Origin of the sequence: Streptococcus sp. HMSC070B10, assembly GCF_001808665.1 — a bacterium.
Taxonomy (GTDB): Bacteria; Bacillota; Bacilli; order Lactobacillales; family Streptococcaceae; genus Streptococcus.
This window is the reverse complement of record NZ_KV794152.1, coordinates 356,360-377,117: the sequence shown is the minus strand read 5'-3', so window position 1 is coordinate 377,117 and position 20,758 is coordinate 356,360. Positions and strand designations below refer to the sequence as shown.

Sequence of the window (20,758 nt, the reverse complement as noted above, 5' to 3'; positions counted from 1 at the left end):
GAGTCACTTTAAAATGGGACTGGAAAGCATTTGGGCATTCTTTAAAAAGAGATTTTCAGTTTTAAGGGCCAATTTAGGGCTGTGTAAAGAAAAAAGCCCTATTAAAGGCTTTTTTAGGATGTTTACATCCACCCTGAGGGAATCGAACCCCCATCTCAAGAACCGGAATCTTACGTGATATCCATTACACTAAGGGTGGAAACTTGTTTTATTATAACAGAAATTTGCTCTAATAACAAGTTTTTTTCTGGCCATATAGCCTGTCTTAGTGGGAAGCATCCCCATTCCAGATTGAGTTTTTCACGATAACATAATCAACGTGTTTAAGGTCAGCAACCTGACGTCCACCTGCATAAGAAATAGCACTTTGAAGGTCTTGTTCCATCTCAGTTAAAGTGTCTTGCAGATGACCTTTGGCAGGAAGCAAGATACGTTTGCCTTCCACATTTTTGTAAGCACCTTTTTGATATTGCGAGGCTGAACCGTAATATTCTTTGAACTGTTCACCATCGACTTCAATCGTTTTCCCTGGACTTTCGATGTGTCCTGCAAAGAGGGAACCAATCATGACCATGCTGGCACCGAAACGGATAGACTTGGCAATATCGCCGTGAGTACGAATTCCTCCATCAGCGATAATCGGTTTACGAGCAGCCTTAGCACACCAGCGTAGAGCAGCCAACTGCCAACCACCTGTACCAAAACCAGTCTTAACCTTGGTGATACAAACCTTACCAGGACCAATTCCGACCTTAGTAGCATCCGCACCAGCATTTTCCAATTCACGGACAGCTTCTGGTGTTCCTACATTTCCAGCAATAACAAAAGTATCTGGCAATTCTTTCTTGATGTGTTGAATCATAGAAATCACGCTATCCGCATGACCATGGGCAATGTCAATCGTGATGTACTCAGGAGCATCAGCCTTGAGCTGGTTGACAAAATCATACTCATAATCCTTAACACCGACAGAGATAGAAGCAATGAGCCCTTGATCGTGCATGCGTTTAATAAAAGGAATACGTCCTGCCTCATCAAAACGATGCATAATGTAGAAGTAACCACCTTTAGCAAGTTGCTCTGCTACATTTTCATCCAAAATCGTCTGCATATTAGCTGGCACAACAGGTAGTTTAAAGGTGTGATTTCCTAGAGTGACACTTGTATCTGCTTCTGCACGGCTTTTAATGACACATTTATTTGGAATCAATTGAATATCTTCGTAATCAAAAATTGGAAATTCATTTAACATATCGATGTCTCGTTTCTTTTGTAATGACCTACCTATGCTTGCGCATCTCTACGCCTTTTCCGACGTTTCCTTAATTAATTATAAATCAAAGTACAGTTTTTGTCAAATATTTTTATAAATTAAATTATAATGTTCGGATTTCCTTATGTAAATAATAAAAAAAAGAGGAGAAATTATTTTCTCCCCACTTCCTACATTCTAATAATACTCACCCTGACGGTAGTCCCATGAGTTAAAGGTGTCTGACAGGTGCATCATGATTTTATCAATGTCAAGCCCTTTACGGATCACAACTGGAGCTGGTGAAGTTGAACGTGCTCCTCCTTGTTCAGGAATTAGTTTGCCGTCTTTATCTACCATAGATACCATCACACCTTGCTCGTAGCGTGTTTCAATCGTTTTGTCAGGCTGGATTGATGCCACATAGTCGTCTGCCTCGATAACAAGGTCAACTGCTCCTTCGATGCGTTCTCCGATTCCTTCTACCTTACCACGGTTTCCTTTTCCAGATGGGTTTGCAGATGAGGCATAGACCATCTTGCCTTCTTCCCAAAGTTTGGCAGCTAATTGTTCACCAGCTTTCCCGAATTTGATAACAAAACAGCTAGTACCACGCACGTCAGTCATAAGTTCTTCACGGCTATCACCGTATGCTTTGAGTTCTTCAAAGGCTTCTGGTTTCCAAGGAAGGATACAGCCAAGAAGAATATCTTCGTCCCAATGTTTTTGGTAAAAGGCTTCAATTTCTGGGTTGAGTTGTGCTAAAGCGCGAAGCTCATCCATGCTACCGCAGAGAACAACACCTGGTTTGTTACGGTTACGTTCTTTGGCTGCGAACTTGCGCTCAAGTCCTGCCTTGTCGCTAGTCATGATAATGTAACCAACTTTAGTAGGGCAAACGATACATCCGCCCTCCCCTTTTAAAATATCATAACCTTCTTGTGAAAGTGTTCCGTTCCATTGAATATGTTTTGTCATAGTTCTATTTCCTTTTCTATTTTTTCTAATCCTGCCAATAGGCTGGTCGTTGTTTTTCATAAGCAGCAATCAAATCTTCATACTGCAAGGTAATACCGATATCATCCAAACCATTTAAGAGTTTGTGTTTCCATTCGCTATCAATTTCAAAAGTGAATTCTCCAACTGGTGAGATGATTTTTTGTTGTTCCAAGTCCACAGTTACCTGATCGGTTGGTTTAAGCTGGGCTAGCTTTTCTCTAACCTCTCTGGACTGAACAATAGGCAACATACCATTATTGAGTTCATTATTGTAATGAATGTCACCGAAAGATCCTGCAATCACGACCTTAAAACCGTAGTCTGCTAGTGCCCAAGCTGCGTGTTCCCTCGAAGAACCTGCCCCAAAGTTATCCCCTGAGATGAGAATACTGGCTTTTCGATATTCAGGTCGGTTAAAGACAAAGTCTGGATCCTCAGTATACTTGTCATCTAGATAACGCCACGCATACATAAGGTACTTACCAAAGCCTTTCTTATCAATTAACTTGAGAAACTGCTTGGGTAGGATTTGGTCGGTATCGATGTTATCATTCATGAGAGGAACGGTCGTTCCCGTATAAACTGTAAATTTCTCCATATCCTCTCCTTACTGGGCTTCTGGCATTTGCCGAACATCTACGAAGCGCCCTGCAATAGCTGCCGCAGCTGCCATGGCTGGACTGCAGAGATGAGTCTTAGCGCCAAAGCCTTGTCTGTCTTCAAAGTTTCGGTTGCTGGTTGAGGCGCAGTGGACGCCATCAGGTACCTTGTCTGGATTCATTCCAAGGCACATGGAGCAACCGGGGTCTCTCCACTCAAAGCCAGCATCTAGGAAAACCTTGTCCAAGCCTAACTTCTCAGCAGCTCGTTTGACAGGACGAGAGCCTGGGACTACAATAGCCGTTAAGTTGGGAGCAATTTTCTTCCCTTTGACAAACCGAGCAGCCAGTTGTAGGTCGCTGAGTCGAGCATTGGTACATGAGCCAATAAAGATATAGCCTAGTTCAATATCCGCTGGCTTTTGACCAGGCTCCAAGTCCATGTAATTGTAGGCTCTCTCATCATTCATATCCTTAATTTCTGGGAATCTACTGTCAAAGTCAACCCCCATAGCGGGATTGGTTCCCCATGTTACCATAGGAGCTAAGTCTGAGACATCCATCTTGATAACCTTATCATAAACGGCATCATCATCACTGACAAGCGTCTTCCAGTCAGCAACCGCATCCTCAAAAGCTTCGGGAACACATTCCCGTCCCTTGAGATAATCATAGGTGGTTTGATCCGGATTCATGATTCCCATCTTGGATCCAAACTCGATGGACATATTGCAGATGGTCATTCGCTCTTCCATGCTCAGCGCATCAATAGCTTGTCCACGATATTCCACCACGTAGCCAACGCCGCAAGCAACGCCGTACTTGGCAATCAAGGCGAGAATGTAATCCTTAGAATAAACTCCTTTTTGACGAACACCAGTGAATTCCACCAGCATTTTCTTGGGTTTGACCTGCCAGAGGGTCTGTGTCGCAAAGACATGTTCGACCTCACTGGTCCCAATTCCAAAGGCAATTGCTCCGAATGCTCCGTGGGTTGCTGTATGGCTGTCTCCACAGACGATGAATTTTCCTGGTTGGGTTCGTCCTGTTTCTGGACCTACCATGTGAACGATTCCCTGCTTTTCAGAACCGTGAGCAGCATGTTCAATCCCAAACTCCTCAACATTTTCAGCAAGCTTATCAATTTGCGCTTTAGAAATCACATCTCGAATATCGTAGATATTGACGGTCGGAACATTATGATCGAAAGTTCCAAATGTCAAGTCTGGTCGTCTCAATCTGCGACCTGCGTCTCGCAGTCCTTGAAAAGCTTGCGGGCTAGTCACCTCGTGGATATAATGCTGGTCCACATACATGAGTTGGGGCTGCCCCTCTTCTCCTGTGATGACATGACGGTCCCATAATTTATCAAAAATCGATTTTCCTGCCATCCATTACCTCCAAATAACATATAAGGCTCCTAGTGTGGTCACCATCCCGAGAAACCAAACTGTCTTAAAGTACCATTTCCTAGTCTTGTGATGAAAAGTAATTCCTGCTAACCAAGCCCCAAAACCACCACAAGTAAAGGCTAAAATGAGTAAGATTTTTTCTGGGATGCGCCAAGCTCTTCTCCTTGCCTTGGATTTATCAATACCATAAATCAAGAAAACCATGACATTCCAAATCAAAAGGACTAGAGTAATTTTTTCGTCTAACTTCATAACCTTGCAATAATAGCTTCCGTCATTTCCTTGGTCGAAGCCTGTCCTCCTATATCTCTCGTTAAAATTCCTGCTGCCAAACTGGCCTCAACAGCACGCTCGATACGCTCTGCATCATCGTGACGTCCGAAACTATCTCTCAACATCATGGCCACTGATAAAATCATGGAAATAGGATTGGCAATTCCTTGCCCTGCGATATCAGGTGCTGAACCGTGAATGGGCTCATAAAGGCTTGGTCCATTTTCAGAATGACTGGCTGATGGCATAACTCCAAGTGTGCCAGATAGAACGCTTGATTCATCAGATAAGATATCTCCGAAAAGATTCTCCGTCACGATGACATCAAACTTAGCAGGATTGGTAATCATAAGCATGGCAGCTGAGTCCACCAGCTGGTGCTCCAAGCTTACATCTGGGAAATCCTGCGCGACTTCCTCAGCTACTTTCCTCCAGAGTTTTGATGTTGCCAACACATTTTGCTTATCGATGCTAGTAACAATTTTTCTCCGATTTATTGCGATTTCAAATGCCTTGCGAATAATCCGCTCCACTTCCTCGTAGCTATAGTCGTTGATATCACTCGCTTTTCGCTCTTCAAGAATATGATCTCCAAAGTAAATCCCTCCTGTCAACTCACGCACAACTACAAAGTCTACACCAGCAATTCGTTCTGGTTTTAGAGGTGACAAATGCTTGAGATTATCAAAAATCTTAACTGGGCGAATATTGGCATAGAGATTGAGTTCCTTACGGAGAGCTAGCAAGCCTTGTTCAGGGCGAACCGCTGCTCCATCATACTGAGGACTACCGATAGCCGCTAGGAGGATAGCATCTGCTTCTCTACATGCCTTGAGGGTTTCATCAGGTAAGGGATGCCCTGCAGCATCAATACCTGCACCTCCGAAGGGTCGTCTGTCAATCTCATAGTCAAAACCTGTTTTTTCAGCTAGAACCTCCAGAACCTCTAAACTAGCCTCCATGATTTCTGGGCCGATTCCGTCCCCTGCTAGAGCTACTATTTTCTTTGTCATAGCCTTCTCCTTTACACACTAGGCATATCGCGGTAAGAAACACTGCGTCCCATCTCACCAGCATTCTCTTTTTGAACAAAGGTATTGGCATTGATATAGGCAATAGCCGAAGCCTTCAACACATCGAAATCAAGCCCTGCTGCATTAAAGATGGTTTCTGTATCTCTGTTTTCAACAGTGACTAAGACCCGAGCCTGGGCATCAATTCCATCTGTCACCGCGTCAATAGTGTAGGATACCAAGCGGACAGATTGGTTAAAGAACTTATCGATAGCGTTAAAGATTGCTTCAACAGAACCTTGCCCTGTCGCATTAAATTCGACTTTCTCACCATCCATATTGGCTAGGCTAACGAGTGCTTCAATGTCATTATCTGCATGGGTTTGCAGTTGTAAATCATCAAAGTGGAAGCCTTCTGGATTCTCAACCATGGTTCCAGCTACCAGAGCACGAATATCTGCGTCTGTGATTTCTTGTTTCTTGTCGGCCAGTGCCTTGAACTTAGCAAAGAGTGGTTTGATATCCTCTTCTGAAAAGTCTAGGGCCAATTCTCTTAGTTTTTCAACAAAGGCATGGCGACCAGACAATTTTCCAAGTGGCAGGCTATTGCTCTTAACACCGACCAATTCAGGGGTGATGATTTCATAGGTAAGAGGATTTTTAAGGACTCCGTCTTGGTGAATACCAGATTCGTGAGAGAAGGCATTGCCACCGACCACAGCCTTGTTTTTAGGAACTGGAATTCCTGAGAAGCGAGAAACCATTTCAGAAGTATTGATGGTTTCATTTAAAACAATACTAGTTTCTGCTTGATAGTAATCTTGGCGAATATTGAGAGCCACTGCTATTTCTTCCAAGGCAGCATTTCCAGCTCGCTCCCCAATACCGTTGATAGTCCCTTCAACACGTCCTGCACCATTCTTGACAGCAGCAAGGCTATTAGCCACTGCCATTCCAAGGTCATCATGACAGTGAGGTGAATAGATGATCTGACGATCCGTCTTGACATTCTCAATCAGGTATTTGAAGATGGCTCCGTACTCTTCTGGAGTGGTGAATCCAACCGTATCAGGAATATTGATATAAGACGCCCCTGCATCAACCGCTGTTTGAACAACTTGCAGAAGGAAATCCAACTCTGTTCTGGTCGCATCCTCTGGAGAGAACTCGACAACCTCAAACTTAGAACAGGCATAGGAAACATGCTCCTTAATAGCTTCCAAAATCTCTTCCTTGCTCTTATTGAGCTTATACTTACGATGAATCGGACTGGTAGCGATAAAGACATGAACCTGTGGATACTTGGCATCCTTGAGGGCTTCGTAACAAGCATCAATATCAGACTTGACAGAGCGGGCCAAACCAGTCACCGCTGTTTTCTTCAAGGCCTTAGCAATCTCCTGAACTGCCGTAAATGAGTCTGGACTAGCCGCTGGAAAACCAGCTTCGATGGCTGAAATGCCCCATTTCTCCAGCTGTCTTGCTATGGCAATTTTTTCCTTGATTGAAAAGTTAACACCTGGTGTCTGTTCCCCATCCCGAAGACTGGTATCTAGAAATTCAACTATTCTCATAAGATTTCCCCTTTTCCAAATATGGTTTAAAAAAAACATCTCGCTCAGAAACCCAAGCGAGATGTTGATTCACTCCCGCTTGGTAAGCCAAACAGGACTAATGCTTTTTGCACTAGCCCGAGTACCTCAACAACAAAGCGAATTGATTAAACTTAGCTGTTTTCATGTTTGACTTTCTCCTTCGTTTGATATCTTGTTTAGTATTTTAGCATAGGCAAAAGTACTTGTCAAGAAAAAATCCAATATTTTCTGAAAATTTCTTCAGTAGAGAATATTTTGCTAATTGAAAGTCGTTGAAAAATATTGAAATGTTTCATTTTTTAGTGGTTAAGTTCCAACTTTTTTCTATCAATTCTAGCACTTCTTCATCTGATAAAGCATCATCAAGCGCCACACTAATCCAGTAACGTTTATTCATATGAAAAGCTGGATAAACGCCTTTGTGTGAAAGTAAATCAGCTACTTGGTCATGCTTGAGGTTGACTGCTTCCACCTGTCCTTCTCTGCCCTTTTCCAGCTTCTCCCAAGAGATTTTCATCAAAACGGCATACCACTTTTGATTGCCTTCATGACGTAATACTGCCGTATCAGGAGATTTCTCCCATAGATATTCCAACTGATTTCCATACTTTTCCTGAACCTGAACCATGATTCGCTTAGTCTGAGGGCAGATAAAATCCTGTACCTCAAAACAAGCCTTCCGAATCTGGTAAAGAATCTCCAAACAAGCCTCACGGACATTTCCGACAAAACTTCCTCTCATACTTTCCATATGGACTTGAGGATAGAGGTCACCAGTCTCATGGTCAAAGACTTGAAAACTCACATTATCAGCAGTGATGGATACAGTCATGACAAAGTCACCTTGCAAAATCTGGCAACTATAGGTCCAGACTCCACTATTTTCTACAAAACCATAGGCAAAAGCTTTTTCTTGATTAAACTGATAGGATTTAAATATTTCAAACATAAGCGAAAACTGCTACCCAAGGCTAGCAGTTCCTTTCTATTTTTTAAAAGACAACCTTAGTTCCATGTAATTGTGTCACGCCAAGCTGGTCTATAAAGGTTTGACGGTTGTCAAGGCCAATCCCCCCACCTGGTAGAATTTCAATCTTACCTTTAGCGTGCTCTAAAATTCTGTGATAGTGAGCAAAACGTTTGTCTAGAGAGTCGCCAGATACACCCGCGCGAGTCAGGATACGAGTGACACCAGCTTGGCTGAGCCAGTCAATAGCTTCTAACTGGTCTTCTTCGCTCAATTCATCAAAGGCCATGTGAAAGACAATTTCCATTCCTTTTGATGCAGCTATTAACTTCTCAAGATTAGGCTTATCCAACTTCTTATCAGCAGTTAAAACCCCAAATACAACCCCTTGACTTCCAGCCTGAGCGGTCAACCGAATGTCTTCTAACATGATATCAATTTCTAGGTCATTATAGACAAAGTCGCCACCACGTGGACGAATCATGGTCATGATGGTCGTATCGTAGTTAGCTGCCAATTCAACCGCTGCCTTGGTCACTCCATAGCTGGGAGTTGTCCCACCAACTGCTAGATTGTCACAGAGTTCGATTCGACGAGCTCCAGCCTGCATCGCTTTTTCAAGCAAGGTCACATTTTCAGCACAAAATTCGTAAATCATTTGATTCTCCTTGATTATTACTTTGAATTTATTATATCATATTATTGTAAATATGCTTTCAATTTTATCAAGGCAAATAACTACTATTTTAACTATTCTTTGTCTGGAATGACCTTGAAGAGATAATAGGTGATAAAGATGGTCAAAGCTCCCAGACCGATTTTTACTGGTAAAAGAGGGGCAAAATAAATGGAAATTCCCATCAAGATGTAGATAGATACGATGATTTTTTTCTTACGTTCACGCGCAATGGACTTGGTCTCGCGAAAATCAGCTACATATGCTTGATAGAGCTTGGTATGATAAAGCCAATCTTCGAAGCGCTTGGAACTTCTTGAGAAACAAGCAATAGACAACAAAAGAAAAGGCGTTGTAGGCAACAAGGGTAAAACAACCCCAACAATAGCCAAGACCAGTGATAAAAAACCAATTATCAGATAAATAATACGCATAACTTCTCCTAGTTAAAATAATCTTCTTCTAGTTTCGCATACAATGGTGAATTTTGTCAAGTTCTAACCAAAAGAGCCTGAAATTAACTTTCAGGACTCTCCTCTTATTTAATCTTTTCTTCTTCGTAGTCGCCATTACTACATACAACCTGCTTGCCACCACCACGGACTTTTTTCTCCATGAGGAAGTTGCCACATTTTGGACAGTCACGACCAACAGGCTTGTCCCAAGAGGTAAATTCACAGTCTGGATAGCGATTGCAACCATAGAAGAGGCGGTTACGTTTGGTTTTACGCTCAATGATTTGTCCCTGATGACAACTTGGACACTCAACACCAATCTCCTTCACGATTGCTTGGGTATGACGGCAATCTGGGAAATTGCTACAAGCGTAGAACTTACCAAAACGACCAAGTTTAATAACCATTGGACTGCCACACACTTCACAATCAAATCCAGCTGGTTCATCCTTGATCTGGATTTTTCCCATTTCTTCTTCAGCCTTGGCCACTTCTTTAGAGAATGGTTTGTAAAAGGAGTCTATAACACGTTGCCACTGCTCTTTTCCGACTTCGACATCATCCAGCTTGCCTTCCATTTCAGCTGTAAAGGTCACATTTACGATATCTGGGAAATATTCAACGATGAGCTTGTTAACAATTTCTCCCAACTCTGTCGGTTCAAAACGTTTGGCTGCAAGGCGAACATAATAACGTTTCTGAATGGTTTCAATGGTTGGCGCGTAGGTTGACGGACGTCCAACTCCATTTTCCTCCAAGGTCTTGATAAGGGTCGCTTCAGAATAACGGGCAGGTGGTTGGGTGAAATGTTGCTCTGGTTTGCTATTGACCTGTTTGACCACATCTCCCACAGCCATATCTGGTAACATCTTATTCTTGTCAGAATCATTATAAATGGCAAGATAACCATCAAACTTAACCTGACTACCATTTGCAGCAAATTGAACTCCATTTTGAGACAATTTAACAGCCATGGTATCAAAGACAGCAGCTGTCATCTGGCTAGCTACAAAACGATTCCAAATAAGAGTATAAAGCTTGAGCTGATCCTTATCCAGATACTTAGCGATGCTTTCAGGTGTATTAAAGACACTAGACGGACGAATAGCCTCGTGGGCATCCTGAGCTCCTGAAGCATTTTTGACCTTGCTACCATGCTTAGAATACTTGCTACCAAAACGGTCCGTGATGAAACTTGCTGCTTCATTCTGCGCTACAGGACTGATACGAGTCGAATCGGTACGCATATAGGTAATCAAACCTTGAACACCAGAACCGATATTAATTCCTTCATAGAGCTGTTGGGCAACCATCATGGTTTTTCGAGTACGGAAATTGATTTTATTGGCAGCATCCATCTGCATAGATGAAGTGGTATAGGGTAATGGAGCATTGCGTTTGCGCTCTTTCTTATCCACCTGATCTACTGAAAAATCTTTACTAGTCAGACGAGATAAGACTTCCTTGACCTCATCATTACTAGTCAGTTTTAGCTTTTTACCATCTACTCCATAGAAGGAAGCCTGAAATTGCTTGGTTCCCTTCTTAAAGACACCATCAATTGTCCAGTATTCTTCAGGCTGGAAGGCGTTGATTTCATTCTCACGGTCAATGATGAGTTTAAGGGCAATGGACTGTACGCGCCCTGCTGACAAACCCTTCTTGACCTTTTTCCACAAAATAGGCGAAATCGAATAGCCTACCAAGCGGTCCAAAACACGACGAGCTTGTTGGGCATCTACCAAGTCCATATCAATCTTGCGCGGTTCTTTAAAAGCATTTTTGACTGCATCCTTGGTGATTTCATTGAAGACCACACGGTTGGCATCATTTTCATCCAAGTTGAGAATATGAGCCAAATGCCAAGAAATCGCTTCTCCTTCACGGTCCGGGTCACTCGCCAGAAAGACTTTATTAGCTTTTTTAGCTTCTTTTTTCAAGTCATTGATAAGAGGACCTTTTCCTCGGATATTGATATATTGCGGTTCGTAATTATTTTCAATATCGACGGACATACTGGATTTCTTCAAATCACGGATATGCCCGACACTGGCTAAAACCTTGTAGTTTCTGCCTAGATATTTTTCAATCGTCTTGGCCTTAGCAGGCGACTCCACGATTACTAGATTTTTTTTAACTGTTGATTTTTTCTTTTTTGTTGCCGTAGCCACAGTATCACACCTTTTCAAAGTAATAAACTTTATAAAGTGTAAACTATTTTGCCATAACTGTCAAGACTTAGCTACTATATATAGAAGAAAAGTTGGTTTAAAAAGCAAAATTTCGTCTTAAAATTCAAATTCCGCAAGAACATCTTGCCCACTGGTGACCAATTTTCCTCCTTCTTGAATCAAATGATGACATCCATCAGATAGTCCATCTAAAATGCTACCAGGTATAGCAAAAACATCGCGTCCTTCTTCCATTGCCCTCTCACAGGTAATGAGACTACCTGAACGCATCTTAGCCTCTGCTACAATCACACCACGACAAAGTCCAGCAATGATGCGATTACGGGCAGGAAAATGAAATTTTAGAGGTTGTTCACCAGGTCCATACTCACTGAGAACCAGATGGTCATTGCCGATGTAGTCTTGCAAGCGTTTATTAGCTTTAGGATAAAACACATCCAGTCCTGTTCCAATCACTGCAATGGTTTTTCCGCCATTCTGAAGAGCTGCCATATGAGCTGCTGTGTCAATTCCCTTAGCTAATCCACTGACGATAACCAGTTCATTTTCCAAACCCTGAATGACTTTTTCAACTGACTTAGCTCCCTGTTTGCTACAAGCGCGACTACCCACAACTGCTACCTTAGGAAATTTCAAGAGATCCAGATTTCCCTTGTAAAATAAAAGCACAGGTGCATCATAAATTTCACTCAAATCCCAAGGGTAACAGTCGTCTAAAATAGAGAAAGATTGAAATTTTTGAAATTCTTTCTCCAAATGCGCATCATCTATCTGAAAATAACGTTCCATAAAAACAGCTGGATTTCGGCAACCTGATATATCTGCAATATCACCTAACAACAGTTCTTGATCAACATTTTCACCGTATTCTAGGACATTCAAAATCTGTTGATTGGTCAAACCTGATTTTTTTAACTTATAGATTTCATAGTTTGTGATTTTCATAAATATCTCCATTTCTTTTTCTACTCATCTATTTATTCGTAAAAAATCAAAAAAACATCCGACTATTTTAGCCAGATGTTGGAATCTTTAATTTTCGTTTTTAAGAATTTCTTCCAATTTATGATAATCTTGGACACTATCGATTTCATAGATGCTGTTGCCTTCTAATTCTTCAACATAGACATCTAGTTCTTTGATATTATCCTTAACCATATTATCCCAATAGAGGTCAACAAATTCACCACTTGCATAAGCCTTGTCGATAAAGCTGACAATCTTTTCTGCAGTTGGAGCATCCCAGAAGGATACACCACTCAGGATACGACCAGCTTTGCTATCAACAATAATGTCTTGAACCTTGTAGTCATCTCCATAGACCAAGAACCATTCGTTGGTACAATCTTCACGATAAACACTAAAATAAGTAGAACGTGTCAAATCATTGCGGAACATATTTTTAAAGAGATAATTATCGGCATCGATAACGTAACTGTTAGCTAATTCTTCTTTTACAAGATAGAGAGAGTAAAAGTTATTGTAGTCAGCGTATTTATCATTGAAAACGAGGCGAACACCATATTTTTCTTTTAAGTAATCAAATTGTTCTTTAAGGTAACCAACGATAATGATGATGTCGTTAATTCCTTTCTCTTTGAGAAACTCAATTTGGTATTCAATCAAGGGTTTTTGATTAACCTGAACCAAGGCTTTAGGGGTATTTTCAGTCATAGGACGCAAGCGAGTTCCCAATCCCGCTGCTAAGATGATGGCTTTCACACGAATCTCCTTTATTCTTTAATAATAATATAAACTCCAGCAATGACGACAAGTGACGTAATAATTGTCAGCATATCTAGCGGTGCACCCAAGAAAACAACTGCAAACAAGACAGTCCAGACTACATAGCTCACATTCAAGCCTGTAGCCTTGGCTGGTTGCAAGCGATTGATAGCGATATAATAAGCCAAGTAGGAAATCATATCAAAGGCTGCAAAGACAATCATAAGACCTAGCAATTGTCCATTGGCTACTTCAGCAAATGACTGATGAGAGAAGAGCACAATCACAAGATAGGACAAGAACGAAGTCACTTGACGGATTAAGAGGGCTTCGATTTCGCTCAATTCACTTTCCATGGCAAACGAGCTAAGAACACTCTCACTTCCCCATGCAATAGCACAAACCAAAGCACAGAGAATTCCAATGTAAAAGGAATTGACCTGTTCTACCTTATAGGTCTGAGCAATTATCCCTCCAATAATCAAGACAATCCCAAACACAGTATTTTTCGAAATCTTGTGCTTCAAAAAGAAGAAAGCCAATAAAACAGAAATCGCAGGGTAAATAGCCGACACTGATGAAGCTAAGGAACTTCCGATATACTTAACTGCATAAAGGTTGGCCTGCATACCGATAGGGCCTGCTAGCAAGGCTCCGATGATAACACTAACATTGCGAATATTTAAGAAAATTGAGAGACGAACTTTTCCTTCTTTTACTAAAAGAAAAGCTAGTAAGATAAAGATACTCAAGAAATCGTGAGCAGCGGCCACCACAAAGGGCGACAAATCTGTAAAAATTGAAAAGATGTAAGCACTAACCGTTAGACCTAAGCCCCAGAAGACACCTGAGAGTAGGCCAAAGGAAACTCCATTTTTATTTTTCATCTGAACCTCCATAATAAGCCAAACCTTTAACAGCTCTTTGGTAACGGCTCACACCATAATCACCAAAATCTGCACCTTGCTCTTCTTTATAGACTGTCCATAGACTCCAAATAGTATCTTGTAAAATTTTATAAATGGCAATCTTTTCACGAGAGACAGGTGTTTGCTCACTCTCATAGTGAGACAAGAAGGCTTCTTCCTCTTGAAGAGTGAATTCAGACTCTAAAAAGAGGGCAGCCAAATCCCACATTGGATCGTTCATTGATGAATATTCCCAGTCAATCAAATAAAGTCGTCCTTGAGGTGATTCGATAAAGTTTTCAGGCACCAAATCGATATGACAAGATTTTCTGTCAACACCTAAGTCAGCCAGTCTTTTCTCTAAGGAGAAGACTTCTTCTCGAACAGCTTCATAGTTGGCATAAGGGATTTTTTCTTCAATCAAGGATTCGTATTTTTTGATTTCTTCAAACGGGGCAAATTCTCCTCTTAATTCCTTGCCAGAAGCATGAATAGTTTGTAATATTGGAGCAATTTTATCAAATTTGGTCTTGATTGACGTTGAATCAAGCGTAATCGCAGATTCAATATACTCATTTACTTTGATACCAGCTTCAATATCAAAAAGATAATTTTTGACATCTAGGTCTAAATCTTTAAGTAGTTCAAGATTGTACTTTTCATCTTGACGATTGATCAGCTTTTCAGTCCCTTTACCAAAGAACTTAACGATGTACTGCTTATTTGTTGTTTTGGCCAAATAGTTTTGATTGGTCATTCCCCCCAGTTGTTCAACACTGAGGACTTCCTCTTCTTGACTAAGTAAGGAAGAAATTTTTTCTTTAATGATTTTCTCCACAATTAACCTCCAGCACCTATACTTCCCACTTAAACACTGTTTTAAAGGCTGTGTTTAAATCGGTCGCAAAGACACGGTGAATATCTTTAATTTCTCTTACAGGTTCTTCTAGATAAAGGATATTTTTAAGACGATTGGCAAATTTCTTGACTTCCATCATTTGGATTGCATTTTCAAAATCGATGCGACCAGAACGAGAGGAACCAACCAAGAGCAAACCTTTTTCTAAGGCATCGCGTGTATTGAGATTGACTTTATACTCACTAACTCCCATCATGAGAATCGTTCCCTGAGGACGAATGTAGCGAATCAAGTCATTAATAGCTGGTCCAGTACCATCACCACCACAACACTCAAAAGCATGGTCAAAGGCCAAATCTTCAGGAATATTATCAGTAATATAGCATTCTTTGGCAAATGAGAAAAGTTCCAATTTTTCCCAATGACGACCAATAACCACGATCTCTGCTTCTGGCAAAGTATAGTTGATAATATTGGCAACCACAAAAGCTAAACTTCCATCTCCGATAACGGCGATTCGGTCCCGCTTGCTATGAGCAAGTGTCAATAAGCGATTCATAGCATGCATACCGACACTGACAAACTCTGTAATGGCTGCAACCGTATCTTCGATAGCATCATAAGGCACCACACGATCTTTAGGGAGAGAAACAAATTCTCTCATAAAGCCATCAAAGCCACTAGACAAGAAATGAGTCCCTATCATGTAGTTTTCATAGAATTCTTCATCACTCTGCATAGGAGGCTGATTAGGAATCATGACAACTTTTTGACCAACCTCGTAGGTTCCTGTCGGGTCAGAAATAACGGTTCCACATGACTCGTGAATCATTGCCATTGGAAGTTTTTTATTCAAAATCTTCGGATCACGTTTTCCTTGGTAGTAACGCTGATCCGCATGACAGACCGCCATATAATTAGGGCGGATGAGGATATGATTCTCTTGGTCAATAGCCTCTTCCTGATATTTGACATTGATAAACTTAGGCTTTGTTAGTTGGTAAATTTGATTAATCATTTTATTACTCTTCCTCAATCATGCTTTTTGCAATCTTCAAATCTGTTACTGTAGTAATTTTCAGATTTGAATATTCACCCTTAGCCAAGGCTACATCTTTTCCTTTGATTACAAAGATTTTACATGCATCTGTTAAGATTTCTTTCTCTTCGGCAGAGAGAGAACCGTAAAGATCCATGAAGTCCTTGCAACGGAATGTTTGAGGCGTTTGTCCTTGATAGAGGTGAGCACGATTTGGAATATCTGTAATAAATTGACCGTTAGTACTTTCAACGATAGTATCAACCGCTTCTACCACTGTGTCCACTGCGTCATGATTTTGAGCAAGTTGGATATTGTCCTGAATCATGCGAAGCGTAATGAATGGACGAACAGAATCGTGGGTAACAACGATGTCCTCTGGAGTAAGCGGACGATAAGCATCAATGGCTTCAATGATTTTCTCAATACTCGTATTACGGTCAGCACCACCTTTTGTAATGATGATACGATCTTTATGAAGAGGTAGATATTTATCTACAAGATCCTCTGCATGGGAAACCCAGTCTCCATGAACCCCAACCACAATTTTTTCAATACTTGGTTCCAAGACAAATTTTTCAATTGTATGAATCAAAATAGGTCGATCACCTAGCTCTAAAAATTGTTTTGGCAAATTACTGATTCCCATACGTGTGCCAGTTCCACCGGCAAGAATTCCTGCATAAATCATCTATTTTCTCCTTTGTCTTACTAAAAAAACTTATTCTCTCTATTATACCACAATCTAGTCCTATCATGAAAGAAATACCGGCCCTCCCGTTCTAGAATAGGAGGATTAAGCAGTTCTATTATTCAAAGAAACTAGTCCATTTCTAGTAATGACTAGGAATTCTGTAGCAATTACTAATAAATGGCTGTGAAATTTTAGAGTTCTTCAGAATAATATAATTTCCTTAAAGAAAACTTAAATTTATATTTTCTTAATACAAGAAAAAGTTAGGAAATGATAAATGTCCAATAGAGACACACTTCCTAACTTCTTATTTTTAGTAAAACTCACAAGTCTTACTCTTCCTTATCTTGATTTTCAGTTCCTTTGACTGCTTTTTTAAATTCAGATAGCATTTTACCGATTGATTCGCCTAGTTCAGGCAATCGTTTTGGTCCAAAAATCAAGAGAGCTCCTAAAACGATGATAATTAATCCTGGTGCTCCGATATCACGTAAAATTCCCATATCTCGCTCCTTTCTGCTTGCGTTTCATAATGTGTTTGCTGATGGCAATACTCAATTCATAGAGTAATATCAAGGGGGCAGTCATTGCTAAATCACTGACAAAATCAGCTGGTGTCAAGATGACTGCAAGTACCAATGAGATAAAATAGGCATATCGGCGATAAGCAATCAATAATTCTGGTCCAATGAGTCCAATTGACGTCAAAAAGGCAATGATAACTGGCAATTCAAAAATCAGAGCCAAGGGTAAGGTCGTTTGAAAAACAAAGGACAGATAATTTTGCGCGGTTAACTGCGTCTCAAATAGTCCTTCTCCTAGCCCTAATAGAACCTGAAGTATGGCTGGTGTTACAAAGTAAAAACCAAAAGCCAGTCCAACTAGAAAACAAAGGAAACTAGCTGGAATATAGGCAAAAATAGCTCTAGCTTCTTCCTTTCTTAAACCAGGTTTGATGAAAGACCAAATATGATAAACTGTGTAAGGCAAAGTGATGGTAAAGGCCATCAGACTAGCCAAGCGTATGTATATCCATAAAATATCATTAGGGCCTAAAACAACCAACTTTTGCTGAAAAGATTGTGTCACATACTGGTAAATCTGGTCTGCAAAAAGCAGAGAGACACAGAATACCAAAAAGAAACAAATAACCACTGCCAATAATCTCTTTCTAAATTCTACCAGATGTTCAACGATTGTCAATTCTTTTCTATCCATCTATTTTTCACCCTGTCTGAAAGTGACAATCAAGACAATAATAACAAAGACTAGCTGGCTAACCAAGCCTTCCCAACTTGGATAAATTCCAAGCAAATCAATCGTTGGAAAGCCTGTCAGTAAGTGATTTGGCGTCATATTGGTCAACTGAAGAGCATGGACACTAACCCCCAGCATCTTAAAAGCTAGCGCATAAATCATCCAAGTCAGGATAAAGAAGACTTTATGTGGCAGGAAGAATTGACTAGCCTTGTTCATCACGATGGCAATAACTACCAGAATCAGCAAGGCCAGTGAAATTCCCAAGACAAATTCAAAACTGGAAATTCTTGGTAAAATCCCAACATAAAAAAGAATGGTTTCTGCTCCCTCACGGAAAACAGCTAGAAAACTGAGGGCAAACATGGAAATAAAAGAGCCTGTTTTGGTCACTGTTTCCATTTGTGACTCCATAAAGGTATTCCATTTTTTGACTGAAGATTTACTGTGAAGCCAGATTCCAATCAAAATCATCATAGCTACCGCAAAAATCCCCACTGCTCCTTCGATGATTTCACGATTGGATCCTGATGTTACTGCTGGAAAGGCAATTTGCAGGATGAAAGCAATGACAAGACTTGCCATGATTCCTGTGATAGCACCACCATAAACCCACTTGAGCCCTTTTCGCATCTTGGCTGCTTTCAAGGTTGTTACCAAGGCCATAACGATTAAGAGAGCCTCTACACCTTCTCTTAGAAGAATCAGCATGGCATCAAAGGCATTGTAACGTGCGCTGGTATCAATTTGTGATAAATCTGCAATCAGTTTTTCTAATTTTTCTTGGTATTCCTTTTCGCTTCCCTTGACCATAATCACAGGGCTTTCGCTTTCCACTCGTGCATAGAGGGATGGATTGGTCGTGCTGACAGAACCCTCAATCGTTGGCCAGATAGTGATGAATTCCTTCATACTAGCTGCTCCTGCTGCTTGGTCACCAGCTTGGAATTGTTTCAAAGCCTTTGTCAAAAAGGCAATGCCGTCTTTGAGAGTCAAATCCGAAGATGTTGCTGCTACTTCTTTCCCAGTTACAAAATCATCAATGGCCTTTTTTAAGTCTTCAAAGGAAGTCTGGATGGAGTTAAAATCTGTAGGTTCGGTTTCTATGCTACTACGCAGGAAGGAAATAGCTGTTTCAACACGGCCATAATGGGCTGTACTATTGTCACGAACCACACTTTCATTGATGGTCCAAGTGGAATTCATTTTCTTAAAGGCTTCTCGCACTTTTTCCAAATCTTTAGAAGCAATGGCTTGTCCCAAGGCTTCAAAACGAGGACTTAGACGGTTTACCAATTTTTCCTTTTCCGCATCTAAGTCAATAGGATTTTGTTCTTTTTCAAAAGCTAATAGGGCTGCAGAAAGTTCAGTGAGTTTTTCTTCAGTAATCTCACCTGATTGAGTTAACTTTTCCTTAACAACCTTACCAGCTTCAGAATTGCTGTCTTCTATTCTTTCGAAGTCTGATGCCATCTCTTTAACAAGATTCTGTGCCTCAGACTGATTCCCATTTTTCACTGATTTAGACGCATCTGTGATTTTTACAAAGTAAGAACTCAGACTTTCTTGGGCACCTACTGGGGAAAGAATTAAAAGTGACAAAGCTAAAACCAGCAACCAGCTTCTAGCCTTCCAATAATTTCTGACCAATGTAGCCTCCTTTCTCCACACCACCAAAGCAAGCAAAGAGTCCACTACCGATGTGAGTGATATATTCATTCATCTTATCTGTAGCACCTAGATTGGTTTGAACTTTAACAAAGTTATCAGGATCTTTTTGGAAAGAAATAAAGAGCAAGCCCGTATCAAACTGACCAGTCTTTTCATCGATCCCATCAGAGTATGAATAAGAACGACGTAAAAGGGGCTTGTCCACTTCCTTAGCCAAACGGACATGCGAATCATCAGGTAAGAGACTTAAATCAACTTCGTCAAACTCATTTTTCTTCCCAAACGGAGCCCCACTTTCTTTATAGCGCCCAAAAGTATTTTCTTGTTCTTCCAAGCTTGTACGATCCCAAGTTTCCAAAAACATCTGAATCCGACGAACTGCCATATATGAACCATTTTCCATCCAGTCCTGACTATCAGCCCAGATAACACGGTCAAAATCTTGCTCCTTGGTTGGATTTGCTGTTCCATCTTTAAAACCAAAGAGGTTACGCGGAGTCTCCATTCGATCTCCGATAGCTGCAAATCCAGACTGACTCCAACGAAGGGTCACTGCATTTCTTCCCTTACGGATGAGATTGCGAATGGCATGAAAGGCAACCTGCTCATCATCTGCACAAGCCTGAATCACAATATCCCCACCAGTATATTTTTCACGCAATTGCTCCTTAGGAAAAGGCGGTAAATCCCTGAACACTTGAGGACGCTTGTTCTCCAAGTTCATCTTTTTCAAGAAACTTGCAGACACACCAAAAGTCAGCGTCAAACGATGAGGATTGAGCCCAACTGTCTCACCAGTATCGCTAGGAGGCAAGAGAGCATTCTGCCCATCTTTTTTGACCAATTCCCCCTCAACCAACTTGGCACTATAATCTGTCCAATCCTTGAACAACTGAATAATCTTATCCTTATCCGTCGTATGTAGGTCCAAGACAACAAAATAGATATTTTTTTGCATGGGCGTACTGATACCAGCTTGATGCTTGCCATAAAAAGCAATTTTTTCATTTCCGTACGAGATTTTTTCCTGACTTCCTAGCTTAGGTGCGAAAAAAGCAGAAGCACCAGAGAGTCCTAGCGCTAAACCAGCCCCTCCAATCCCTGCTTTTTTTAGAAATTCTCGACGGTCCATTTTCTTCTCAAAAAACTTTTCGTCTTTTTCAGTCATGACT

The 20,758-nt window shown here is 40.9% G+C and carries 21 protein-coding genes and 1 tRNA gene; all 22 read right to left on the bottom strand.

Going from position 1 to position 20,758, the window contains the following annotated elements; genetic code table 11:
• Positions 1 to 127: 127 nt before the first annotated feature.
• A tRNA-Arg gene (locus HMPREF2613_RS03470) sits at positions 128 to 199 on the bottom strand.
• Between the two features lie 66 nt (positions 200 to 265).
• On the bottom strand, positions 266 to 1,252 hold the full coding sequence (locus HMPREF2613_RS03465) for a GMP reductase (RefSeq protein WP_070478990.1): 987 nt from the start codon (positions 1,250 to 1,252) through the stop codon (positions 266 to 268).
• A 198-nt stretch (positions 1,253 to 1,450) separates the two neighbouring features.
• Positions 1,451 to 2,230: an L-threonylcarbamoyladenylate synthase gene (locus tag HMPREF2613_RS03460; protein ID WP_070478988.1), complete on the bottom strand. Its 780-nt coding sequence runs from the start codon at positions 2,228 to 2,230 to the stop codon at positions 1,451 to 1,453.
• A gap of 25 nt (positions 2,231 to 2,255) precedes the next feature.
• Positions 2,256 to 2,849, bottom strand: coding sequence for a 3-isopropylmalate dehydratase small subunit (gene leuD, locus HMPREF2613_RS03455; RefSeq protein ID WP_070478986.1), 594 nt, complete (start codon positions 2,847 to 2,849; stop codon positions 2,256 to 2,258).
• A 9-nt stretch (positions 2,850 to 2,858) separates the two neighbouring features.
• Positions 2,859 to 4,241, bottom strand: a complete 1,383-nt coding sequence (gene leuC, locus HMPREF2613_RS03450) for a 3-isopropylmalate dehydratase large subunit (RefSeq protein ID WP_070478983.1) — start codon at positions 4,239 to 4,241, stop codon at positions 2,859 to 2,861.
• A gap of 3 nt (positions 4,242 to 4,244) precedes the next feature.
• Positions 4,245 to 4,514, bottom strand: coding sequence for a DUF1294 domain-containing protein (locus tag HMPREF2613_RS03445; protein WP_070478981.1), 270 nt, complete (start codon positions 4,512 to 4,514; stop codon positions 4,245 to 4,247).
• Positions 4,511 to 5,548 carry a 3-isopropylmalate dehydrogenase gene (leuB, locus tag HMPREF2613_RS03440; RefSeq protein WP_070478979.1) on the bottom strand — a complete coding sequence of 346 codons (1,038 nt, stop codon included), beginning with the start codon at positions 5,546 to 5,548 and terminating at the stop codon, positions 4,511 to 4,513. Before leuB ends, HMPREF2613_RS03445 begins: the two co-directional genes overlap by 4 nt.
• An 11-nt stretch (positions 5,549 to 5,559) precedes the next feature.
• Positions 5,560 to 7,122: a 2-isopropylmalate synthase gene (locus tag HMPREF2613_RS03435; RefSeq protein ID WP_070478977.1), complete on the bottom strand. Its 1,563-nt coding sequence runs from the start codon at positions 7,120 to 7,122 to the stop codon at positions 5,560 to 5,562.
• Between the two features lie 313 nt (positions 7,123 to 7,435).
• The gene (locus HMPREF2613_RS03430; protein ID WP_070478974.1) at positions 7,436 to 8,092 is read right to left on the bottom strand and encodes an MmcQ/YjbR family DNA-binding protein; all 657 of its coding nucleotides are present in this window, start codon (positions 8,090 to 8,092) and stop codon (positions 7,436 to 7,438) included.
• Positions 8,093 to 8,135: 43 nt separating this feature from the next.
• Positions 8,136 to 8,768 carry a copper homeostasis protein CutC gene (locus HMPREF2613_RS03425; protein ID WP_042751274.1) on the bottom strand — a complete coding sequence of 211 codons (633 nt, stop codon included), beginning with the start codon at positions 8,766 to 8,768 and terminating at the stop codon, positions 8,136 to 8,138.
• A 92-nt stretch (positions 8,769 to 8,860) separates the two neighbouring features.
• On the bottom strand, positions 8,861 to 9,220 hold the full coding sequence (locus HMPREF2613_RS03420; protein WP_042751275.1) for a YbaN family protein: 360 nt from the start codon (positions 9,218 to 9,220) through the stop codon (positions 8,861 to 8,863).
• 104 nt (positions 9,221 to 9,324) lie between these two features.
• Positions 9,325 to 11,412 carry a type I DNA topoisomerase gene (topA, locus tag HMPREF2613_RS03415; RefSeq protein ID WP_070478972.1) on the bottom strand — a complete coding sequence of 696 codons (2,088 nt, stop codon included), beginning with the start codon at positions 11,410 to 11,412 and terminating at the stop codon, positions 9,325 to 9,327.
• Positions 11,413 to 11,529: 117 nt separating this feature from the next.
• Positions 11,530 to 12,378, bottom strand: a complete 849-nt coding sequence (gene dprA, locus HMPREF2613_RS03410; RefSeq protein ID WP_070478969.1) for a DNA-processing protein DprA — start codon at positions 12,376 to 12,378, stop codon at positions 11,530 to 11,532.
• 87 nt (positions 12,379 to 12,465) lie between these two features.
• Positions 12,466 to 13,155 carry a sugar phosphate nucleotidyltransferase gene (locus tag HMPREF2613_RS03405; RefSeq protein WP_000643965.1) on the bottom strand — a complete coding sequence of 230 codons (690 nt, stop codon included), beginning with the start codon at positions 13,153 to 13,155 and terminating at the stop codon, positions 12,466 to 12,468.
• A gap of 11 nt (positions 13,156 to 13,166) precedes the next feature.
• Positions 13,167 to 14,045 carry a DMT family transporter gene (locus HMPREF2613_RS03400; protein ID WP_070478966.1) on the bottom strand — a complete coding sequence of 293 codons (879 nt, stop codon included), beginning with the start codon at positions 14,043 to 14,045 and terminating at the stop codon, positions 13,167 to 13,169.
• On the bottom strand, positions 14,035 to 14,904 hold the full coding sequence (gene licA, locus HMPREF2613_RS03395) for a choline kinase LicA (RefSeq protein WP_070478964.1): 870 nt from the start codon (positions 14,902 to 14,904) through the stop codon (positions 14,035 to 14,037). Before licA ends, HMPREF2613_RS03400 begins: the two co-directional genes overlap by 11 nt.
• 16 nt (positions 14,905 to 14,920) lie before the next feature.
• Positions 14,921 to 15,943: a ribitol-5-phosphate dehydrogenase gene (locus tag HMPREF2613_RS03390; RefSeq protein ID WP_049488776.1), complete on the bottom strand. Its 1,023-nt coding sequence runs from the start codon at positions 15,941 to 15,943 to the stop codon at positions 14,921 to 14,923.
• 4 nt (positions 15,944 to 15,947) lie between these two features.
• Positions 15,948 to 16,655 (bottom strand): IspD/TarI family cytidylyltransferase, encoded by a 708-nt coding sequence (locus HMPREF2613_RS03385; RefSeq protein ID WP_004259627.1) that lies wholly within the window; start codon positions 16,653 to 16,655, stop codon positions 15,948 to 15,950.
• A 335-nt stretch (positions 16,656 to 16,990) separates the two neighbouring features.
• A complete protein-coding gene (tatA, locus tag HMPREF2613_RS03380; RefSeq protein ID WP_000512113.1) occupies positions 16,991 to 17,161 on the bottom strand; it encodes a twin-arginine translocase TatA/TatE family subunit in 171 nt (56 codons plus the stop codon).
• Positions 17,145 to 17,876 (bottom strand): twin-arginine translocase subunit TatC, encoded by a 732-nt coding sequence (gene tatC / locus HMPREF2613_RS03375; RefSeq protein WP_070478962.1) that lies wholly within the window; start codon positions 17,874 to 17,876, stop codon positions 17,145 to 17,147. The genes tatA and tatC overlap by 17 nt, the downstream gene beginning before the upstream one ends.
• On the bottom strand, positions 17,877 to 19,565 hold the full coding sequence (locus HMPREF2613_RS03370; protein ID WP_070478959.1) for an FTR1 family protein: 1,689 nt from the start codon (positions 19,563 to 19,565) through the stop codon (positions 17,877 to 17,879).
• Positions 19,540 to 20,754: an iron uptake transporter deferrochelatase/peroxidase subunit gene (efeB, locus tag HMPREF2613_RS03365; RefSeq protein ID WP_070478957.1), complete on the bottom strand. Its 1,215-nt coding sequence runs from the start codon at positions 20,752 to 20,754 to the stop codon at positions 19,540 to 19,542. Before efeB ends, HMPREF2613_RS03370 begins: the two co-directional genes overlap by 26 nt.
• Positions 20,755 to 20,758: the final 4 nt, after the last annotated feature.

Excerpts from the sequence above, each read along its gene's own strand:
- leuD (WP_070478986.1), bottom strand. The coding sequence starts at position 2,849 with ATGGAGAAATTTACAGTTTATACGGGAACGACCGTTCCTCTCATGAAT.
- HMPREF2613_RS03445 (WP_070478981.1), bottom strand. The coding sequence starts at position 4,514 with ATGAAGTTAGACGAAAAAATTACTCTAGTCCTTTTGATTTGGAATGTC.
- leuB (WP_070478979.1), bottom strand. The coding sequence starts at position 5,548 with ATGACAAAGAAAATAGTAGCTCTAGCAGGGGACGGAATCGGCCCAGAA.
- HMPREF2613_RS03425 (WP_042751274.1), bottom strand. The coding sequence starts at position 8,768 with ATGATTTACGAATTTTGTGCTGAAAATGTGACCTTGCTTGAAAAAGCG.
- tatC (WP_070478962.1), bottom strand. The coding sequence starts at position 17,876 with ATGGATAGAAAAGAATTGACAATCGTTGAACATCTGGTAGAATTTAGA.
- HMPREF2613_RS03385 (WP_004259627.1), bottom strand. The coding sequence starts at position 16,655 with ATGATTTATGCAGGAATTCTTGCCGGTGGAACTGGCACACGTATGGGA.
- HMPREF2613_RS03390 (WP_049488776.1), bottom strand. The coding sequence starts at position 15,943 with ATGATTAATCAAATTTACCAACTAACAAAGCCTAAGTTTATCAATGTC.
- HMPREF2613_RS03435 (WP_070478977.1), bottom strand. The coding sequence starts at position 7,122 with ATGAGAATAGTTGAATTTCTAGATACCAGTCTTCGGGATGGGGAACAG.
- HMPREF2613_RS03465 (WP_070478990.1), bottom strand. The coding sequence starts at position 1,252 with ATGTTAAATGAATTTCCAATTTTTGATTACGAAGATATTCAATTGATT.
- efeB (WP_070478957.1), bottom strand. The coding sequence starts at position 20,754 with ATGACTGAAAAAGACGAAAAGTTTTTTGAGAAGAAAATGGACCGTCGA.
- tatA (WP_000512113.1), bottom strand. The coding sequence starts at position 17,161 with ATGGGAATTTTACGTGATATCGGAGCACCAGGATTAATTATCATCGTT.
- HMPREF2613_RS03460 (WP_070478988.1), bottom strand. The coding sequence starts at position 2,230 with ATGACAAAACATATTCAATGGAACGGAACACTTTCACAAGAAGGTTAT.
- dprA (WP_070478969.1), bottom strand. The coding sequence starts at position 12,378 with ATGAAAATCACAAACTATGAAATCTATAAGTTAAAAAAATCAGGTTTG.
- HMPREF2613_RS03420 (WP_042751275.1), bottom strand. The coding sequence starts at position 9,220 with ATGCGTATTATTTATCTGATAATTGGTTTTTTATCACTGGTCTTGGCT.
- HMPREF2613_RS03400 (WP_070478966.1), bottom strand. The coding sequence starts at position 14,045 with ATGAAAAATAAAAATGGAGTTTCCTTTGGCCTACTCTCAGGTGTCTTC.
- leuC (WP_070478983.1), bottom strand. The coding sequence starts at position 4,241 with ATGGCAGGAAAATCGATTTTTGATAAATTATGGGACCGTCATGTCATC.
- HMPREF2613_RS03430 (WP_070478974.1), bottom strand. The coding sequence starts at position 8,092 with ATGTTTGAAATATTTAAATCCTATCAGTTTAATCAAGAAAAAGCTTTT.